General features: G+C 67.3%; 18 protein-coding genes and 1 pseudogene. 6 read left to right on the forward strand and 13 right to left on the reverse strand.

Annotation, left to right across the window (positions count from 1 at the left end; all coding sequences use genetic code 11):
* Positions 1-65: 65 nt before the first annotated feature.
* Complete coding sequence (locus ACIRGA_RS26095; protein ID WP_016331479.1) at positions 66-626, reverse strand: PH domain-containing protein; 561 nt, start codon at positions 624-626, stop codon at positions 66-68.
* Between the two features lie 24 nt (positions 627-650).
* The gene (locus ACIRGA_RS26100; protein WP_005167589.1) at positions 651-812 is read right to left on the reverse strand and encodes a hypothetical protein; all 162 of its coding nucleotides are present in this window, start codon (positions 810-812) and stop codon (positions 651-653) included.
* 185 nt (positions 813-997) lie between these two features.
* Between ACIRGA_RS26100 and ACIRGA_RS26105 the strand changes: the two genes are divergently transcribed.
* Positions 998-1,411 carry an NUDIX hydrolase gene (locus ACIRGA_RS26105; protein ID WP_400945357.1) on the forward strand — a complete coding sequence of 138 codons (414 nt, stop codon included), beginning with the start codon at positions 998-1,000 and terminating at the stop codon, positions 1,409-1,411.
* 202 nt (positions 1,412-1,613) lie between these two features.
* Here the strand turns inward: ACIRGA_RS26105 and ACIRGA_RS26110 are convergent, their stop codons facing one another.
* The gene (locus ACIRGA_RS26110) at positions 1,614-2,717 is read right to left on the reverse strand and encodes a DUF2332 domain-containing protein (RefSeq protein WP_400945359.1); all 1,104 of its coding nucleotides are present in this window, start codon (positions 2,715-2,717) and stop codon (positions 1,614-1,616) included.
* 33 nt (positions 2,718-2,750) lie between these two features.
* Positions 2,751-3,329 (reverse strand): MaoC family dehydratase, encoded by a 579-nt coding sequence (locus ACIRGA_RS26115; RefSeq protein WP_400945361.1) that lies wholly within the window; start codon positions 3,327-3,329, stop codon positions 2,751-2,753.
* Between the two features lie 250 nt (positions 3,330-3,579).
* Here ACIRGA_RS26115 and corA point away from each other — a divergent pair, with 250 nt between their 5' ends.
* The 3 genes and pseudogenes from corA to ACIRGA_RS26130 all read left to right on the forward strand — a co-directional run.
* A complete protein-coding gene (gene corA, locus ACIRGA_RS26120) occupies positions 3,580-4,668 on the forward strand; it encodes a magnesium/cobalt transporter CorA (protein ID WP_125680271.1) in 1,089 nt (362 codons plus the stop codon).
* A 178-nt stretch (positions 4,669-4,846) separates the two neighbouring features.
* Entirely contained in the window at positions 4,847-5,494 is a 648-nt protein-coding gene (locus ACIRGA_RS26125) for a metallophosphoesterase (protein WP_400945363.1), read from the forward strand.
* Positions 5,491-6,324, forward strand: a pseudogene (locus ACIRGA_RS26130) (chromosome partitioning protein ParB); the annotation flags it as partial. The gene ACIRGA_RS26125 and the pseudogene ACIRGA_RS26130, both read left to right, overlap by 4 nt.
* Positions 6,325-6,410: 86 nt before the next feature.
* Here the strand turns inward: ACIRGA_RS26130 and ACIRGA_RS26135 are convergent.
* Positions 6,411-7,934, reverse strand: a complete 1,524-nt coding sequence (locus ACIRGA_RS26135) for an MFS transporter (RefSeq protein WP_400945365.1) — start codon at positions 7,932-7,934, stop codon at positions 6,411-6,413.
* 122 nt (positions 7,935-8,056) lie between these two features.
* Between ACIRGA_RS26135 and ACIRGA_RS26140 the strand changes: the two genes are divergently transcribed.
* Positions 8,057-8,734 (forward strand): TetR/AcrR family transcriptional regulator, encoded by a 678-nt coding sequence (locus ACIRGA_RS26140; RefSeq protein ID WP_400945367.1) that lies wholly within the window; start codon positions 8,057-8,059, stop codon positions 8,732-8,734.
* Between the two features lie 65 nt (positions 8,735-8,799).
* Here ACIRGA_RS26140 and ACIRGA_RS26145 read toward each other — a convergent pair whose 3' ends face one another.
* Complete coding sequence (locus tag ACIRGA_RS26145; RefSeq protein ID WP_400945369.1) at positions 8,800-9,726, reverse strand: hypothetical protein; 927 nt, start codon at positions 9,724-9,726, stop codon at positions 8,800-8,802.
* A 199-nt stretch (positions 9,727-9,925) separates the two neighbouring features.
* On the opposite strand from ACIRGA_RS26145, the gene ACIRGA_RS26150 reads away from it, so the two are divergent.
* Positions 9,926-10,126 carry a PspC domain-containing protein gene (locus tag ACIRGA_RS26150; RefSeq protein ID WP_063774594.1) on the forward strand — a complete coding sequence of 67 codons (201 nt, stop codon included), beginning with the start codon at positions 9,926-9,928 and terminating at the stop codon, positions 10,124-10,126.
* Positions 10,127-10,133: 7 nt separating this feature from the next.
* On the opposite strand, the gene ACIRGA_RS26155 is transcribed toward ACIRGA_RS26150, so the two are convergent.
* From ACIRGA_RS26155 to ACIRGA_RS26185, 7 genes are all read right to left on the reverse strand, one after another.
* Positions 10,134-10,895 (reverse strand): NPP1 family protein, encoded by a 762-nt coding sequence (locus ACIRGA_RS26155; protein ID WP_400945371.1) that lies wholly within the window; start codon positions 10,893-10,895, stop codon positions 10,134-10,136.
* A gap of 163 nt (positions 10,896-11,058) precedes the next feature.
* Positions 11,059-12,237 (reverse strand): ABC transporter ATP-binding protein, encoded by a 1,179-nt coding sequence (locus ACIRGA_RS26160; protein WP_400945373.1) that lies wholly within the window; start codon positions 12,235-12,237, stop codon positions 11,059-11,061.
* Positions 12,238-12,240: 3 nt separating this feature from the next.
* On the reverse strand, positions 12,241-13,083 hold the full coding sequence (locus ACIRGA_RS26165; protein WP_400945375.1) for a carbohydrate ABC transporter permease: 843 nt from the start codon (positions 13,081-13,083) through the stop codon (positions 12,241-12,243).
* Positions 13,083-14,033 (reverse strand): carbohydrate ABC transporter permease, encoded by a 951-nt coding sequence (locus tag ACIRGA_RS26170; protein ID WP_400945377.1) that lies wholly within the window; start codon positions 14,031-14,033, stop codon positions 13,083-13,085. Before ACIRGA_RS26170 ends, ACIRGA_RS26165 begins: the two co-directional genes overlap by 1 nt.
* Positions 14,030-15,352 carry an ABC transporter substrate-binding protein gene (locus ACIRGA_RS26175; RefSeq protein WP_400945379.1) on the reverse strand — a complete coding sequence of 441 codons (1,323 nt, stop codon included), beginning with the start codon at positions 15,350-15,352 and terminating at the stop codon, positions 14,030-14,032. Before ACIRGA_RS26175 ends, ACIRGA_RS26170 begins: the two co-directional genes overlap by 4 nt.
* 245 nt (positions 15,353-15,597) lie before the next feature.
* Positions 15,598-16,113 carry a general stress protein gene (locus ACIRGA_RS26180; RefSeq protein ID WP_400945381.1) on the reverse strand — a complete coding sequence of 172 codons (516 nt, stop codon included), beginning with the start codon at positions 16,111-16,113 and terminating at the stop codon, positions 15,598-15,600.
* Between the two features lie 60 nt (positions 16,114-16,173).
* Positions 16,174-17,370 (reverse strand): acyl-CoA dehydrogenase family protein, encoded by a 1,197-nt coding sequence (locus ACIRGA_RS26185; RefSeq protein WP_400945383.1) that lies wholly within the window; start codon positions 17,368-17,370, stop codon positions 16,174-16,176.
* Positions 17,371-17,423 lie beyond the last annotated feature (53 nt).

The following is a 17,423-nucleotide window of genomic DNA, read 5'->3' on the forward strand; positions in this document are numbered from 1 at the left end:
GCGGCCGAAAGGCGCGCGACTCCAAAGATCGAACGACCTGGGTCACCGCCGAGGCGGGACCTGCGCTAACCGACCTTCTTCTTGCCGCGTGCCGCACGCTGCGCCTTGATCATCGAAAAGCGCTCGGCCTGCTTCTGCTTGTCGCCGAAGACGAGCTCGGAAATCGTGTCGTAGAACTCTTCCGGCTTCGGCAGGTAGTCGATGCGGTTCAGCGCCTGGATCTGACCGGCGGACTCGACCACCATGGTCCCGTACCCCATCATCCGGCCCCACGCCGAACGTTCGTAGGTGAGGTCGGTGACCTTGGTGATCGGCATCATCAGCACCTTGGTGGTGTAGACGCCGGTCGTCATCACGAAACGTTTGTCCGTGACGACCAGTCGCTCGACCCACCACTCCATCACCACGTACGCGAAGCGCAGGATGACGAGCAACGCGGCATACCAGAGAATGTTCTGGATGACCCACGCGGCGGGCGGCAGCAGGTACGACACCAGGACGCAGATGGCCAGCAAGGCCACCGCCTCGAAGGTGTCCCACAGCAGCACCGCCCAGTGACGGCGGATCCTGATGACCCGCCGCTCGGTGTCGAGGAGATACTCGTCTGGATCGCGTGGGGCGAACATACCGATAGAGTATCCGCTCCCCCGCTAGCTGAAGACGTTGCTGACGAAGGTGATCACCGATTCGGCCGAGTCACGCAGGAAGCCGATGATGTTTCCCACGAGGCCCGCGGCCTGACCTGGCTGCGCGATCACGAAGAACAGCACCAACGCGATTCCTGCGAAAGTGAGGAGCTTTTTCGCGTTCACAGCGATCAATCCTGTCTCTTACGGTGACTGACTGCGGATACTGACATTCATTTTGTACCGCACCTTCCACCGGCGCGGGAGAGAAGTCCCGCGCTTGGGTCAGCCGGCAGGGGGAAGTGTACCGTACGGCTACTCTCCGTGTACAGGACAGTCATTGTCAGGAAGCCCGCGTCTACCATTCGGGAATGAACACCGTTTCGGACGGCACCGTCCGCTGTGTTGGCGGCATCGTCCACGACGAACTCGGCCGGATTCTGCTGATCCGACGGGCGAATGAACCCGGACGTGGACTGTGGTCCGTCCCCGGCGGACGTGTTGAACCAGGCGAAACGGACGAAGCGGCCGTCATTCGCGAGATGCGGGAGGAGACCGGGCTCGACGTGATACCGGGCACACACGTCGGCAGCGCCCGCCGCGGCCCGTACGACATCCACGACTACGCCTGCACGGTCACCGGCGGCACTCTCCGTGCCGGGGACGACGCGACCGACGCCCGGTGGATCGACGCCGAAACGTTGATCGAACTCGACAAAGGCGGCCGCTTGGCCGAGCTCCTGTTCGTCACTCTCCGCGACTGGAAGGTGCTGCCGACCGGGTAGACACGGGCCGCTCGACACCCGCTGTGCCCGATTCGGCGAAAGCCGCGGCGATAAAGCGGCTCAAGAGGTGAAAATTATCCTCACCGATGCTTTCCCGTCATCTCCGGCGGGCTCTCGGTGCAGGTGGTGGGGGGGGGGGGGGGGGGGGGGGGGGGGGGGGCCGCCCCCCCCCCCCCCCCCCCCACCCACGACCCGCGTGAGGCTAAACCGGCAGCCAGGTCATCCGTTGCCCGTGCGGGGCCGTCCTGGCCAGCGCTCGCACGTCCGGGACGCCGGAGTCCCAGCGGACGAGCCCGAGCACGGCCTGGTCCACCGGTTCGGCCAGCTCGGTCCTGCCGGGCACCAGCGACTCCAGCGCGGCGGCGTAGAACTCCTCGCTGACCCACCACAGCGGCCGGTCCGCGGCGAGCTGCCGCAACGCCTCGATGAAGTCCGCCCGCCGCTCCCCCAGATACGCCAGCACGTGGCTCGTCAGCACGACGAGAGGCGCGTCGGCGGGCAGGGTGGCGGCCGCCGAGGCGAGATCGTCGACTGCGTCGCCGGCGATCAGCTCCGGCCGCTGCTTGCCCTGCGCCGCCGCGGCCGTGCGCAGGAGCCGGATCCGGTCCGGCTGGTCGGCCCAGACGCAGGCTTCGAGCCAGGCCAGTTCGTCTTCGTCGGCCAGGTCCACCGGGGCGCGGTCGAGGCCGGCGCGGGCGGTGATCGTCAGCTTCTTCGGCACCTTCGGCGTGACGGCGCCGGGCGCGAGGTCCAGCGCGCAGTGCAGGCCGACCGCGGTCTTCGCGGGCCCGGCGGTGAGCTGCTCGCCGCCGTCGCACTGGTAGCGGTAGGCGTACTTGTCCAGGCCGAGGAGCAGCCCGGCGCTACAGCCGACCTCGAGCAGCGCGATCTTGCCGCCCGCCTCCTTCGCCGCCGCCGTCACCGCGGGGTAGAGCAGCGCGGCGCGGCGGACCTCGTTGGTCTGCGTGTACCGCGACGAGATGATCGCGCGCGCCTTGTCCGCCCGTTCCAGCAGGAACGAGCGGAACAACGGCCACGTCTCCGAGTCCACGCCGTCGAAACCGCCGACCGACGGGTAGTACCGCGAAAGCGGGTGGATGGGGTCGGCCTGGATGAGGCGGTGCGCCGTCGCCATGAGCAGCGTCCCGCGTGCTTCACCGCCGCGGGCGTCGGTCAGCAACCCGGCGACGTCGTCGTCCTCGGACGCCTTCGCCGACAGGTGCTCGTACAGCGGCGAAACACCGGCCGCCTCGACCGTCGCGAACTTCCGCAGGCGGCTCTTGATCTCATCCAGCCCGATGGGCATCGACGCGCTCCCTTTTCCCGTTCGTGACACCCATTATTCGTGCGGAACGGGACGGCCGGGCTGTTCACCGCCCCTGGTGTCACCGTAAGACCGCTTCGGCACCATCACCTTGCGACGGAACACACAAACGATCGTGCCGTCCTGTTTGTAGCCGCGGGTCTCGACGTAGACGACACCCCGGTCGTCCTTCGACTTCGACGGCGTCTTGTCGAGCACTTCGGTCTCGCCGTAGATCGTGTCACCGTGGAAGGTCGGCTTCACGTGTTTGAGCGATTCGACCTCGAGGTTGGCGATCGCCTTGCCGGACACGTCCGGCACCGACATCCCCAGCAACAGCGAGTAGATGTAGTTGCCGACCACGACGTTCTTGCCGAAGTCGGTGGTCTCCTCGGCGTAATGCGCGTCGAGGTGCAGCGGATGGTGGTTCATGGTGATGAGGCAGAACAGGTGGTCGTCGTACTCGGTGACCGTTTTGCCCGGCCAGTGCTTGTAGACCGCACCGACCTCGAACTCTTCGTAATAGCGACCGAACTGCACCCATTCCTCCTGCACGAGTAACGCGGCGTGAGCCTGGAACGACAGGCCATCGTGTTGAGGAGTACCCTCGACCATTGGTGTCGGGTCGTCAACGCGACCCACACCACTGCGTAACCGTCCGCCGAGCCGAAGGAGGTGAGGAACCCGATGTCCAGTGGCGATAGTCCGCTTCCTAGTAGTCGCAGCGTTTCCGCCTTCACATCTCGCCGGATCCCCACCTGGCAGGGCTGACGAAACCGGGAACGCTGGCCTAGCCGAGCGGCCCCCCGACCGCTTGGCCCGTCGTCTTCGCGCACCAACGCACGACGTCTGCCCAGGAGATCCCATGCCTGCCATTCCCTCGCTCGGCGGCCTTCGCGGCCGGAGCAACGGCCGCGCCAAGAGCGTCCCCGCACGCCCGCTGCCCGTCCCCCTTTCGGCGTACGTCGTCGACTGCGCGGTGTACGTGGAGGGCAAGCGCCTGCCCGGCCGCTGGACGCACGCCGAGGCCATCAAAGAGGTGCGCAAGCGGCACGCCGGGTTCGTCTGGATCGGCCTGCACGAGCCCGACGCGGTCCAGATCCAGGGCATCGCGGACACCTTCGGCCTGCACGAACTGGCCGTCGAAGACGCGCTCGAAGCACACCAGCGGCCCAAGCTGGAGCGCTACGACGACACGCTGTTCATGGTGCTGAAGACCGTCCGGTACGTAGAGCACGAGTCGCCCGCGACGGCGAACGAGATCGTCGAGACCGGCGAGCTGATGGCCTTCCTCGGCCGCGACTTCGTGATCACCGTGCGGCACGGGAACCACTCGGGGCTCGCGAGGCTGCGCCGCGAACTCGACCAGGATCCGGAGCGGCTCGACCTCGGGCCGTCCGCGGTGCTGCACGCGATCGCGGACCACGTCGTCGACCACTACCTCGACGTCACGACGGCGATCGAGTCGGACATCGACGAGATGGAGACGCACGTCTTCGCGCCGCGCTCCAAGGTGAGCGCCGAGCAGATCTACTTCATGAAGCGCGAGGTGCTGGAGCTGCGCCGCGCGGTCATGCCGCTGGGGACGCCGCTGCAGCGGCTCGCGGAGGGCTACACGCGGCTGATCCCGGACGAGGTGCGGTCCTACTTCCGCGACGTCTCCGACCACTTGACGACCGTGGCGGAACGGGTCGCGAACTTCGACGAGCTGCTGACCACCCTGGTGGATGCCACACTGGCGAAGATCACGCTCCAGCAGAACACCGACATGCGCAAGATCACCGCGTGGGCGGCGATCATCGCGGTCCCGACGGCGCTGGCCGGCATCTACGGGATGAACTTCGACTACATGCCGGAACTGCATTGGCGCTTCGGCTACCCGGTGGCGATGACGGTCATCTTCGGCGTCTGCATCCTGCTCTACCGAATATTCCGGAAGAACCGCTGGCTCTGACCTTTCTTCCCCTTTCGGTAGTTCTGGAGTTCCCTCATGCCAAGGATCCTGACCAACCTCAAGTTCTGGGCGCTGGCCTTCTGCCTCGTCTGGCTGGGCATCGTGATCGCGATCATCGCCAAGGACCCCGCGTTCGCGCACGGCCCGAAGTAGCGTCTCCGGGATTACCCTGGAGCGCATGAAAGCGCTGGTGGTCGCGGACGAGGTCGAAGAGCGGTTGTGGACGTCGGCCGTCCTCGGCCACCGGGCCGACCTCGTTATCGGCGCCGGCGACCTGCCGTACGACTACCTCGAGTTCCTGGCGGGCGCGCTCGACGTCCCGTGCGTTTTCGTCCCCGGCAACCACGACCCCGACCTGTCCGGTTACACGCGCTACGGCGGACTGTCCATGAAGGACGGTTTCCCGGCGGTGTGGCCCGGGCCGGCGGGCGGGGTGAACGCGGACGGCCGGATCGTCGACGTCGGCGGGCTCCGCTTCGCCGGGCTCGGCGGCTCGGTCCGCTACAACGACGGCCCCAACCAGTGGACGCAACGCCAGCAGGCGCGGCGTGCCCGGAGGTTGGTGCGCCGGGCCCGGTTCCGTCGCTGGCGGGACGGGCGGGACGTCGACGTCCTGCTCACGCACGCGCCGCCGCGGCACTGCGGCGACCGCGAGGATCCACCGCACCGCGGGTTCGACTGTCTCCATCGCACGATCGAGTCGCTGCGGCCGAAATGGTTGCTGCACGGGCATATCCACCCGCACGGTGAACCCGTGCCGGACCGGGTGGTCGGCAGGACCACGGTACGCAACGTGGTCGGGCACCGGATCATGGAGTTCTTATGAAGGACACCGGTTTTCCCCGTGCGGACGCGGAGCACGACTTCCTCCGCGCGCGACGGCGTCAGGTGTTGTCCCGGCTGGCGAACTGGCTGCGCCGCGAGCCCGACGACGTCAACATCATGCTGCCGTTCCACGAGGTGGTCGACGCGCTCGGCTATCTCGGCGAGCGGAAGATCGGGGCGCGGGTGATCCGGCTCGACTCGATCGTCGGCAGCGTCGACCGCGGGCGCGACTTCGACCGCCGCTTCCGCCCGACGTCCGGGCGCGTGCGCGAACGCTGGGAACGGCTGGCGCTCGCCACCCGGCGTGGCGAGTCGATCCCGCCGATCGAGGTCTACCGCGTCGGTGAGCTGCATTTCATCATCGACGGGCACCACCGCGTTTCGGTGGCGCACGCGATGCGACTGTCCACAATAGAGGCGATGGTCACCGAGGTGCGGACCAAACTGGACCCGAGCGGGATCCGCTATCGCGGCGACCTGATCGTGAAGGACTACCGGCGGCTGTTCCTGGAACGCGTCCCGCTTTCGGGGCACGCGCGGGCTTCGGTGGTGTTCACGGATCCTTGGGATTACGCGCGGCTCGGCGAGCACGTGGAGGCGTGGGGCTTCCGGCTGATGCAGGACGAAGGCGCGTACTCGGATCGCGCGACGCTGGCGCAGCGGTGGTTCGACGAGGAGTTCGTGCCGGTGGTGGCGATGCTGCGGCAGGCGGACCTGATCGGCGATCGCACCGACGCCGAGGCGTATCTGTGGGTCGCGTGCGAACGGTACCGGCTGATCCGGACGCACCGGTGGGACGACGAGGTCTTCGAAGCGGTGCGGTCTCAGTCCCGCGGGGGGGGGGGGGGGGGGGGGGGGGGGGGTGCAGCCACCCCCCCCCCCCCCCCCCCCCCCCCCCCCCCCCCCCACCCCGCGAGCTACATGTGCACGGCGACCGGCGTTGCCTCCGAAGCACCTTCAGGCGCCTTCGCCGGGGCACCGGACCGCAGCAGCAGCCCGCAGATCACCGCGCCGATGACGAAGATCCACCCACCCCACACGAAAGCGGTCGTGTAACTGTGGACAGCCGCTTCGGCCGCGAGCTGCGGCGAAGCGACCTTCCCGACCATGAACGACGTCGCCGCGTTCCCGGCCAGCGTGCTCAGCAGCGCGGTCCCGATCGAGCCGCCGACCTGCTGCGCGGTGTTGACCGCGGCCGACGCGACACCGGCGTCGTGCGTGTCGACGCCGAAGGTCGCGACGCTCATCGCGGGCGCCATCGCGAGGCCGATGCCGACGCCCATGACCATCAGCGGGAACAGCACCCCGCTTGCGTACGTGCTGGTGGTGTCGATGGCCGAGAGCCAGAACAGCCCCGCTCCGGCGATCAGCATTCCCAGTGACACCAACGGTTTCGCGCCGAACTTCGGCAGCAGCACGGCCGTCGCCGACGTCGCGCTGGCCATCAGGGTGGCCACCATCGGCAGGAACGCGACCCCGCTCTGCACCGGCGTGAACCCGAGGTTCAGCTGGATGTAGAAGGTGAGGAACAGGAAGATCGAGAACATCCCGATGGCGAGCAGGAACATCGCGAGGTACGAGCCGCCGCGGTCGCGGTCGAGCAGCACGCGCAGCGGCAGGAGCGGATGTTCGGCCCGCTGCTGGATCGCCACGAAAGCGGCCAGCAGCACGACTCCGGCGGCGAGGAAACCCCACACCGAGATCGAGGACCACGAGTCACGCTCGGCGTTCGCGAAACCGTAGACGAGCGCGAAAAGGCCGGCCGACGCGGTGATCGTGCCGGGGATGTCGAGCTTCGGACGCGGCCCGTCGGTCTCGGAGTTCTTCAGCAGCACGAACGAACCCGCGAACGCGATCACCGCGAAGATGATGTTGACGTACATCGACCAGCGCCAGTCGAGGTACTCGGTCAGCACGCCGCCGAGCAGCAGGCCGATCGCCGCGCCGCCACCACCGATGGCGCCGAAGACACCGAACGCCTTACCGCGCTCCTTCGGATCGGTGAAGGTCGTGGTCAGCAGCGAGAGGGCGGCCGGAGCGAGAAGCGCGCCGAAGACACCCTGTGCCGCACGGGCGACGAGCAGCATTTCGATACTGCCGGCGGCGCCACCGATCGCGGACACGATGGCGAAGCCGGCGAGCCCGACGAGGAACGCGCGTTTGCGGCCGAAGAGGTCCGCGAGCCGCCCGCCCAGCAGGAGCAGGCTGCCGAACGCGAGCGCGTAGGCGGTGACGACCCATTGGCGGGCGTCGTTCGAGAAGCCGAGGTCCTGCTGCGCCGACGGGAGCGCGATGTTCACGACGGTGGCGTCGAGCACCACCATCAGCTGGGCGAGACCGATCATCACCAGGATCAGCCATCTCCTGGCGTGGTGCGGGTTGGTGTGCTGCGCGGCCGCGTCCCCCGGCGGCATGGCGACAGCGGTGGATGAGTCAGGCATACGGGCGGTTTCCTCACCGATAGTGACGAAGAAGCTATGTGGAGTAGGTATCTCCCCTTTCGGCGCCCAAGGTACACAAGAAGTGGAGAACTGTCCTCTACTTCGTTTGTTAAGCTGGACGAATGGCTCGGGACCTCGCTCCCGCCGCACCGGCGCGGCCGTTGCGGCGCGACGCTGAACTCAATCGGCAGCGCATCATCGCGGCGGCACACACCGTCTTCGGCGAGCGCGGGCTCGAAGCGACGCTCGACGACGTCGCGCATCACGCCGGCGTCGGCGTCGGCACCGTCTATCGCCGTTTCCCCAGTAAGGAACACCTGGTCGAGGCGATGTTCGTCGACCAGTTCGAGACGATCCGCGAGCTCGCCGAAGAGGCGCTTCGCGCCGAAGACCCCTGGGAAGGCTTCACGAGCTTCACCTGGCGCGCGGCCGAACTGCACGCCGGTGACCGCGGGTTACGCGAAGTGATGCTCTCGAACGTCTTCGGCCAGGAGCGCGTCGCCGAGGCGAAATCCCGCATGGTGCCGTTGATCACACAGCTCGTCGAACGGGCTCAGGCCGCCGGTGCCCTCCGCGCCGATTTCGTGCCGACGGACATACCGCTCCTGCATCAGATGCTCGGCTCGGTCATCGAGTTCACGCACGGTATCCAGCCGGACCTGTGGCGCCGGTGCCTCGCGATGCTGCTGGACGGCCTGCGCGCCGAACCCGGCCGCGCCACCCCGCTGCCGCATCCGCCGCTGGACTTCGAGACCTTGGACGAGGCGATGTGCTCTTTCCGGCTACCGAGGCTGCGCTAGCCCGCGTTTAGTCCTCTGGATGCGGTCCTTGCGCGTGCAAGGACCGCATCCAGAGGACTAAACGCTCAGGGGAGCTTCGGGAACACGGAGGCGGCGACCTCCCGTGCCGCCGTGCAGGTGGCGTCCTCCGGCGCACCGTCGACACCGACCACGGAAAGCGCGGCCTGCTCGACGCGGTCCGGGGTGCCCGGGATCGGCCGATGCGTGGTCACCTGGCAGAACGCGCCGGAAGTGGCGACCTGGGCCTGCCGCCCGCCCAGCGCCTCCGTCGCGCCCGGCGTGGTGTCCGCGCTGACCGAGAGCGAGAAGCTGACCTTGCCGCGGATGCAGTTGTGCCCGGAGAGCGCCGGGGCCGGTTTGGTCTCGGCTCCGGCGGCGGCGTCGAGTTCGTGCTGGTCGAGCAGCGCGCACGGAGCGACGCGGCCCCACGAGCGCTGGTCGAGGTTCAGCCGCCCGACCTTGCGCGCGGCGATCACGCCCGCCGCGCTGCCGACCGTCGCGTCGGCGGTCCGGCAGCGGTCGGCCTGGTCGGCCGGGGCCTTGTCGTCGGAGGTGACGGCGATGGGCAGCCGGATCCCGTCGGCGAAGGTGAGCAGCCGCGTGCAGGCGGTGTCCTCGTTGAACGTCGACTGCTGGACGCTGAGGCCCTCCGGCAACGGCCCGCCGTATTCGTACGGCTGATTGTTCGGATCCTGCCCGGAAGTGATCGGGCCGGTGGTCACCGTGTAGCGATTGGCCCCCTCGACGAATTCGAGGCGGCAGAACTCGAAAGAGGTCAACGGCGGTTTGACCGCGTTTCCGCCGCCGATCACTTTCCGCTGGTCGACGAGGCTGCAGTAATCGAGCGACGAGTATTCGCCGAGCGCCTCGGAAGCGGTCAAGGCCTCGTCGCCCGCCGTGGTCGGCGACGGCGTCACCGCCGGTTCCGGCGTGGCACAGGCCGCGGCCAGGAACAGGCCGCAGAGTACTGCGCTCAGTCTCTTCGGGGGCACCGGAGCAGTATCGTCAAAAGATCCGGGAACACCACCCCCTACGGGCGAAGAACACAGGGCCCGCCGCGTTTTCCCAGGTGAGTCCTTTACGCCGATTTCACGCCCTTAGGGGTGCGTTTCGTTCCGCGGTGGGATGCGGCCGGGCCGCCGGGCGACGAAAATGGGTTTCACACAGAGTGATGACAGAGAGGGAAGACCCGTGACGAACCCCGTAGCCGCCCGCTTGACCCGACCGCGCCAGGGCCGCATGATCGGCGGCGTCTGCGCCGGGATCGCCAAACGTTTCGGCACCACGCCGGGCAAGGTCCGCCTGCTCGCCGTGCTGTCCTGCCTGCTGCCCGGCCCTCAGTTCATCGTCTACCTCGTGCTGTGGCTCGCCCTGCCCGAGAGCGAGTACTGAGCCGGCCTCAGGCGTTGGGATCGAAGGGGATGCCCGCCGGTTTGGCCTTGCTCAGGTTGCCCGCGAAGGAGCCGTCCTTGATCGCCAGGCTCGCGCTGCCGAAATCGGCGCGGACGAGCGTGTCACGGATCCCGGGCGGGAACCGGTCCCAGCTGACGAGATCCGGGTACTGCCAGGCGTTGTAGTGGTTCTCCGGCGGTTCGGTCGCGCTCGCGATGCGGAAGCAGTGGGTGCTCGCGCCGTCCTTGTGATAAACGATCTTCGGGTGGGTCCCCTCCCAGGAGACCTTGGAGCGGTCGTACGTGGAGTAGTTGCCGTGCGCCGACGTCGAGACGTACCGGGCCTGCCCCTCGTTGACCCAGACCACGACGTGCTCGATGTCGTGCCGGTGCCCGCAGCAGTCGATCCCCGGGACGGCCTGGTCCTTTTCGAAGTAGAGGTCGTAGAGGTGGGCGCACCAGCCGTTGTTGCACTTCGACCGCGCGTAGGAATTGGTGTTGTCGAGGTCCGACTGGTCGCGGCACTGACCGTTGAGGGCTCCGGAGTTCTTGAGCCCGGTGGCGATCGCGCCGGTCGGCGAGATCGCGGGCGTCGGGTAGCAGCCGTCGGTGTCGTAGTCGAACGCGGGCTGCCACGTGCTGTCGGCCTCGGTCGCGTTCGTCGGCAAAGCCTGTGGGGGTTCGGCCCAGGCGACGGCCGGCGCGAGCGTGGTGATGAGGACCGCGCCGACCAGGCCCTGCAGGAGACGGCGTGACAGCTTCTTCGGCAAGACAGGCGCCCTTCTCTCGGTACCCCGGAGGATTCCCGATCACCTCAGGTGACGTAAACCGCCGAAGGTGGGAAATTCACGATGTCCGAAGTGGACACCTAGCGCGTGAAGGCCCCCTTCCCTCGACTGAGCCGAGGGAAGGGGGCCTTCACGCGAGAACGAGCTAGTCGGTGTAGGTCAGGTTCTTGCCGCTGGCCCCGTCGAACAGCTTGATCTTGTCCGCGTCGAACCACAGCTCGACGTTCTGGTTCTCCGCAGCCGAAGACGCCGCCGAGAGACGGGCGACGATCTGCGACTCGGAGCCCGGAACGTCGGAGGATCCGCTGTCCGCGGCGAGATCCGCGAGGTCGGACGACGACGCGGCCTCACCCTCGACCGAAAAGTGCGCGAACTTCTCCGATCCCATCGACTCGAGGACGTCCACGTGGGCGGTGAACGTCGCACCCTGGCGGGCGGCGGCGTCCACCAGCGCGGCGTCCTCGAAATGCTCCGGCCGGATGCCGACGATGACCTCACGCGGCGCGTCGGCGGCTTCCACCAGTCGCCGCACCCGGTCGGTGAGCGGGATGTCGCCCAGCGCGCTGCGGGCGGTCCCGTTCTCCAGCGTGGCCGGCACGAAGTTCATCGACGGACTGCCGATGAAACCGGCCACGAACAGGTTCGCCGGGTTGTCGTAGAGGAACTGCGGCGACCCGATCTGCTGCACGTAGCCCGCCCGCAGCACGACGACCCGGTCGCCGAGGGTCATGGCCTCGGTCTGGTCGTGCGTGACGTAGAGCGTCGTCGTGCCCAGCTGTTTCTGGATCTTCGACACCGAGGTCCGCATCTGGCCGCGGAGCTTCGCGTCCAAGTTGGACAGTGGCTCGTCCATCAGGAACGCCTTGGGGTTGCGGACGATCGCGCGCCCCATCGCGACGCGCTGCCGCTGCCCGCCGGAGAGGTTCGCCGGCTTGCGGTCGAGATGCCCGGTCAGGTCGAGGATCTGCGCCGCCTCCTCGACCTTCGCCCGCACCGTCCGGTCGTCGACCTTGGCCAGCCGCAACGGGAACGCCATGTTCTCCCGCACGCTCATATGCGGGTACAGGGCGTAGGACTGGAACACCATCGCGATGTCACGGTCCTTCGGCGCCTTTTCGTTGACGCGCTGTCCGTCGATGCGCAGTTCGCCGGACGAGATGTCCTCCAGGCCCGCGACCATGTTCAGCGTGGTCGACTTACCGCAGCCGGACGGGCCGACCAGGATGATGAACTCACCGTCGGCGATCGTGATGTCCACTTCGGACACCGCGAGGGCGCCGTCGGGGTACTTCTTGGACACTTTTTCGAGAACGATTTCAGCCATGGGTCAGCCCTTCACCGCACCGGACGTCAGCCCCGCCACGATGCGACGCTGGAAGAACAACACGAACAGGATGATCGGGACGGTGATCACCACGGCGGCCGCGGCGATCGTCCCGGTGGGGTCTTCGAACTGCGAGGACCCCGTGAAGAACGACAACGCCGCCGGGACCGTGCGCGAGGCCTCGGTCGAGGTCAGCGAGATCGCGAACAGGAAGTCGTTCCAGCAGAAGATGAACACCAGGATCGCGGTGGTGAACACCCCTGGTGCCGCCAGGGGCGCGATCACCTTCCGGAACGCCTGCGCCGGGGTCGCGCCGTCCATCTTCGCCGCTTTTTCCAGCTCCCACGGGATTTCCCGGAAGAACGCGGACAGCGTGTAGATCGACAGCGGCAGCGCGAACGTGATGTACGGCAGGATCAGCCCCGGCCAGGTGTCGAACAACCCCAGCTCGCGTTCGATATTGAACAGCGGCGTCACCAGCGAGACCTGCGGGAACATCGCGATCAGCAGCGACATCCCGACCAGCACCTGCTTGCCGGGGAAGTCCAGCCGCGCGATCGCGTACGCCGCCATCGTGCCGAGGACGACCGCGATCACCGTCGCGATGATCGCGATCCCGATCGAGTTCACCAGTGCCCGGATGAACTCCGTGGTCGCGAAGATGTCCGCGTAGTTCTGCAACGTCCATTCCTGCGGGAGGAAATAGCCGTCGTCCAAGGTCTCCTTGGTCTTGAACGAAAGCGAGATCACCCACAGCACCGGGAACAACGCGAAGACCAGGACCAGGATGTCGACGAGGCCCCATTTGAGTTTGCGGCCGGGAGTGACCGCTCCACCGATGGCCATCAGCGCTTACCCCCATTGTCACTGCCTGGTGCGGCCGTGCCGAACACCTTGATGAAGATGAACGCGATGATCGCCACCGTGAGGAAGATCAGCACCGCCATCGTCGACCCGATCCCGAGGTTCAACCCCTTGACCAGGTTGTTGTAGGTCTGCATCGACACCGACGACGTGTCCTGCGCACCGTTGGTGAGCACGAAGATGTTGTCGAAGATGCGGAACGCGTCCAGGGTGCGGAACAGCAACGCCACCAGGATCGCCGGTTTCATCACCGGCAGCATCACCTTGGTGAACCGCTGCCACGCGGTCGCGCCGTCCATCGCCGCGGCCTTGAGCAGGTCGTCCGGCACCAGTGCCAGGCCAGCCATCAACAGCAGCGCCATGAACGGCGTCGTCTTCCACACCTCGGCCAGCACGATGGCCGCCAGCGACGGCCAGTACTCGGTCAGCGGCGCGGTGTCGGGGAAGAACAGATTGGCGAGGTAGCCCGTGTCCGGTTTCCAGGCGTAGTACCAGGAGAACGCCGCGGCCACGGTCACGATGCCGTACGGGATCAAGGCGACCGTCCGCACGAGACCCCGGCCGACCAGCGTCCGATGCATGATCAGCGCGAGGCCCATCCCGAGGACGAGCTCGATCGCGACCGAGACGATGGTCAAGCCCATCGTCGTCCCGAACGCGGTCCACCAGTATTCGTTGGACAGCACCGAGATGTAGTTCTCGAGACCGACGAACTCCTGCTGCGCCGGGAACCTGAGGTCGTAGCGCTGCAACGAGAGCCAGATCGAGTAGATGATCGGGTACCCGGTGACCGCGATCATCACGAACGCCGCCGGGGCGCACAGCCAGAGCCCGAGCCGGCGCTCGGCCTTCTTTCCTTCACTGAGCGCGGGTTTCTTCTTCTTGCCCGATTCGCTCGCGGTCGCCGAACCGGCGGTTTCCTGCACGGTCACGGGATCACCCCCTTCGACTGGAGCGCGTCGGCGAGCTGTTCTTTCAGCTTCTCCGCCGTCTTCTGCGGATCGATGCCGGATGGCGGGGAAAGCACCTTCGACAACACGGTCGACGCGTTCTGGTACGCCGGGGTCAGCGGGCGCACCGCGGCGGCCTTGAGCGCGTCCAGGATCGTCTCCCGCATCGGGTACTTCGTGTCCATGCTCGGGTTGTCGTCACCGACGGCCGCGGTCGGGTCGAGCGGGGCCGTGTCGGTGTAGAGCGATTCGAGCGTCGGCGGGACACCGTCCTTGAGCGCGGAGAACTTCTGGTTCTTCTCGTTGCGCAGGCACAGTGCGACTTCGTAGGCCTCGGCCTTGTGCTTCGAGGCCGAGCTGACCGCCAAGTTGTAGCCACCGATCGTGGTCTTGGCCGGCTTCCCCGCTTCGAACCGCGGATAGGTGGTCCACTTGAAATGCTTCAGCTCGTCCTTCTTCTCCTTGGCGTAGGAGGCGTAGACGAACGGCCAGTTCAGTTCGAAGGCGGCGTTTCCGCGCTGGAACGCCAGACGGACCTCGTCCTCCTTCGAGTTGGTCAGCGACGGGTCGGTGACCCCGGCCGTGGTGACCTTCTTCAGCATCTCCAGCGCCTTGACCGCGCCCGCGTCCATCACGACCGACTTGCCGTCGTCGGACAGGATCTTGCCGCCCGCCGATTCGACGAGCGTGTTGTAGATGACGACGAGGCCTTCGTACTGCGCGCCGGTGAACACGACGTTCCCCGGTTTGCCCTGCGCCTTGAGCGCCTTCCCCTGTTCGATCATCTCGTCCCAGGTCTTCGGCGGCGTCGGCGTCAGCCGGTCGTCGTACCAGAGCAGCTGGACGTTGGTGTTCTTGGTCGCCGCGTAGAGCTTTCCGTTCCACGTGGCGGTTTCGAGCGGTCCCGGCAGGACACCCGCGGTCGCCTCGGCCTTGGCCTCGCCCGTCCATTCGTCGACCCAGCCCGCCTCGGCGAACTCGGAGACCCACGTGACGTCCAGCCCCAGCACGTCGAGCGAATCGTCTCCGGCGGCCAGCCGGCGCACCATCTGTTCCCGCTGGCCGTCGGCCGGCCGCGGGAGTTTGTTGTAGACGACCTCGTACCGCCCGTTCGAGGCCTTCGTGCAATCGTCCACAACGGACTGGAAATTGTCTTCGGGCGCGTAGTAGACGTTGATCTTCAGCCCGGCATCCGAACCGCAGCCCGCCAGCAGGCCGACCGTCAGCGCTGTCGCGCCGAGTAGCGAGCCGGTGCGGCCTGGTGAGCGGCCCCTCCGGCTCGCGCTCATCCTCTTCCCCATGAGGCCTCCTCACCCGCGCACGCTCGGGGAGCGGCGGCACTAGGACGCGTTGAAGAAGCCCGCGCGCCAGCACCCCGACGTGCTAGTGCTCAGGCGGACACGCTGGAGGACATGACCGCCCGACTGGTGTTGTGCAACCTATTCCGGGCGATCACCGCCCGCAAGCAGTATCGGTAACGATTCAGCGGACTGCACGGCGAACAGGTGAACGAGTACCGCCGAATGTCAGTGGTCCGGCCCCCGCGTCATCCGGCCGGGCGGCCACCCAACGCCAATTGGGCCAAGAGCTCGCGGCCCTGTTCGGCCGAACGCGGCTGGCAGAGCACGTCGTAGCGGCCGGCGACCAGCTGGCTCGCGGAGGAGAAGTCGCGGCGGGACATGCTGTAGCTGATCGCCGCGAAGACCGTCCACGCCAGGATGCCGAGCACGAGCCCGCCGATCATGGGCTGCCAGGCGAAACCCTGGTTGTTGAACATGCCCAGCAGCAGCCCGATGATCAGGCCGAACCACGCGCCGGACACCGCGCCGGTGCCCAGCACCCGGCCCCAGCTCAGCCTGCCGACGACGCGCTCCACGAGCATCAGGTCGACGCCGACGATGGTCACGTCGCTGACCCCGAACTCCTTCTCCGCGAGGAATCCGACGGCTTGCTGGGCTTCGCCGTACGTCGCGTAGGAACCGATCGGCCAGCCGGAAGGCGGTGTCGGCAGCCTGGGCAGCCCACCCGCGGCCCGGCCGCCTCCGCCAAAGGGAGCACTCACGTAATCACCTCTCGCCCGTCCCGGTCCATCTTCTCAAGGACGGGCGAAAGGCGCGAACGTTCAGGAACGGGATTTGTACTCGCGGAGCAGGCCGCGGCTGATGATGGTCTTTTGGATCTCGCTGGTGCCCTCGCCGATGAGCAGGAACGGCGCCTCGCGCATGAGGCGCTCGATCTCGTACTCCTTGGAGTAGCCGTAGCCGCCGTGGATGCGGAACGAGTCCTGGGTGACCTCGGCGCAGTACTCGCTCGCGATCAGCTTCGCCATGCCGGCCTCGACGTCGTTGCGCGCGCCGGAGTCCTTGAGGCGGGCGGCGTTGACCATCATCAGGTGCGCGGCCTCGACCTTGGTGGCCATCTCGGCGAGTTTGAACGCGATCGCCTGGTGCTCGGCGATGGCCTTGCCGAAGGTCTTGCGCTGCTGGGCGTACTCGACGGCGAGTTCGAACGCGCGGATCGCGATACCGCAGGCGCGGGCGGCGACGTTGACCCGGCCGACCTCGACACCGTCCATCATGTACGCGAAACCCTTGCCCGGCGCTTCGCCGAGGACCTTGTCGGCACCGATCTTGTAGCCGTCGAACACGGCTTCGGTGGTGTCGACGCCCTTGTAGCCCATCTTGTCGATCTTGCCGGGGATGGTGAGGCCGGGCGCGACCTCGCCGAAGCCCTCGGGCTTCTCGACCAGGAACGTGGTGAGGTTCTGGTGGGCCTTCGCCGCGCCTTCGTCGGTCTTGACGAGCAGCGCGATCAGGTTGGAGCTGCCGCCGTTGGTCAGCCACATCTTCGAACCGTCGATGACGTAACCGTCGTCGGTCTTGCGGGCGCGGGTCTTGATCGCGGCGACGTCGGAGCCGAGGTCGGGCTCGGACATCGAGAACGAGCCGCGGACCTCACCGGTCGCCATCCGCGGCAGGAAGTGCTGCTTCTGCTCCGGCGTCCCGTGTTGCTTGATCATGTGCGCCACGATGAAGTGCGTGTTGATCACGCCGGAGACGCTCATCCAGCCGCGCGCGATCTCCTCGACCACGAGCGCGTAGGTCAGCAGCGATTCGCCGAGGCCGCCGTACTCCTCCGGGATGGTGAGCCCGAACAGGCCCATCTCCTTCATCCCCTCGACGATGTCGGCGGGATAGGTGTCGGAATGCTCGAGCTCCTGCGCGCGCGGGATGACCTCCTTGTCCACGAACTGGCGGACCGTGGCCAGGATTTCGGACTGCACGTCGGTCAAGCCGGCGGTCTGGGCGAGGCGAGCCATCGCTGCTCCTAAATTCGCGCGCACCGGGCTCCCGGCGCTGGGTTACCGGTGAG

Origin of the sequence: Amycolatopsis sp. NPDC102389 (assembly GCF_044765885.1) — a bacterium.
In the GTDB taxonomy this organism is placed as follows: Bacteria; Actinomycetota; Actinomycetes; order Mycobacteriales; family Pseudonocardiaceae; genus Amycolatopsis.

Coding starts and splice junctions, on each gene's coding strand:
- corA (WP_125680271.1), top strand. CDS start 3,580: ATGCCTGCCATTCCCTCGCTCGGCGGCCTTCGCGGCCGGAGCAACGGC.
- ACIRGA_RS26110 (WP_400945359.1), bottom strand. CDS start 2,717: ATGCCCATCGGGCTGGATGAGATCAAGAGCCGCCTGCGGAAGTTCGCG.
- ACIRGA_RS26185 (WP_400945383.1), bottom strand. CDS start 17,370: ATGGCTCGCCTCGCCCAGACCGCCGGCTTGACCGACGTGCAGTCCGAA.
- ACIRGA_RS26165 (WP_400945375.1), bottom strand. CDS start 13,083: ATGGCCATCGGTGGAGCGGTCACTCCCGGCCGCAAACTCAAATGGGGC.
- ACIRGA_RS26140 (WP_400945367.1), top strand. CDS start 8,057: ATGGCTCGGGACCTCGCTCCCGCCGCACCGGCGCGGCCGTTGCGGCGC.
- ACIRGA_RS26115 (WP_400945361.1), bottom strand. CDS start 3,329: ATGGTCGAGGGTACTCCTCAACACGATGGCCTGTCGTTCCAGGCTCAC.
- ACIRGA_RS26105 (WP_400945357.1), top strand. CDS start 998: ATGAACACCGTTTCGGACGGCACCGTCCGCTGTGTTGGCGGCATCGTC.
- ACIRGA_RS26095 (WP_016331479.1), bottom strand. CDS start 626: ATGTTCGCCCCACGCGATCCAGACGAGTATCTCCTCGACACCGAGCGG.
- ACIRGA_RS26160 (WP_400945373.1), bottom strand. CDS start 12,237: ATGGCTGAAATCGTTCTCGAAAAAGTGTCCAAGAAGTACCCCGACGGC.
- ACIRGA_RS26125 (WP_400945363.1), top strand. CDS start 4,847: ATGAAAGCGCTGGTGGTCGCGGACGAGGTCGAAGAGCGGTTGTGGACG.
- ACIRGA_RS26135 (WP_400945365.1), bottom strand. CDS start 7,934: ATGCCTGACTCATCCACCGCTGTCGCCATGCCGCCGGGGGACGCGGCC.
- ACIRGA_RS26175 (WP_400945379.1), bottom strand. CDS start 15,352: ATGGGGAAGAGGATGAGCGCGAGCCGGAGGGGCCGCTCACCAGGCCGC.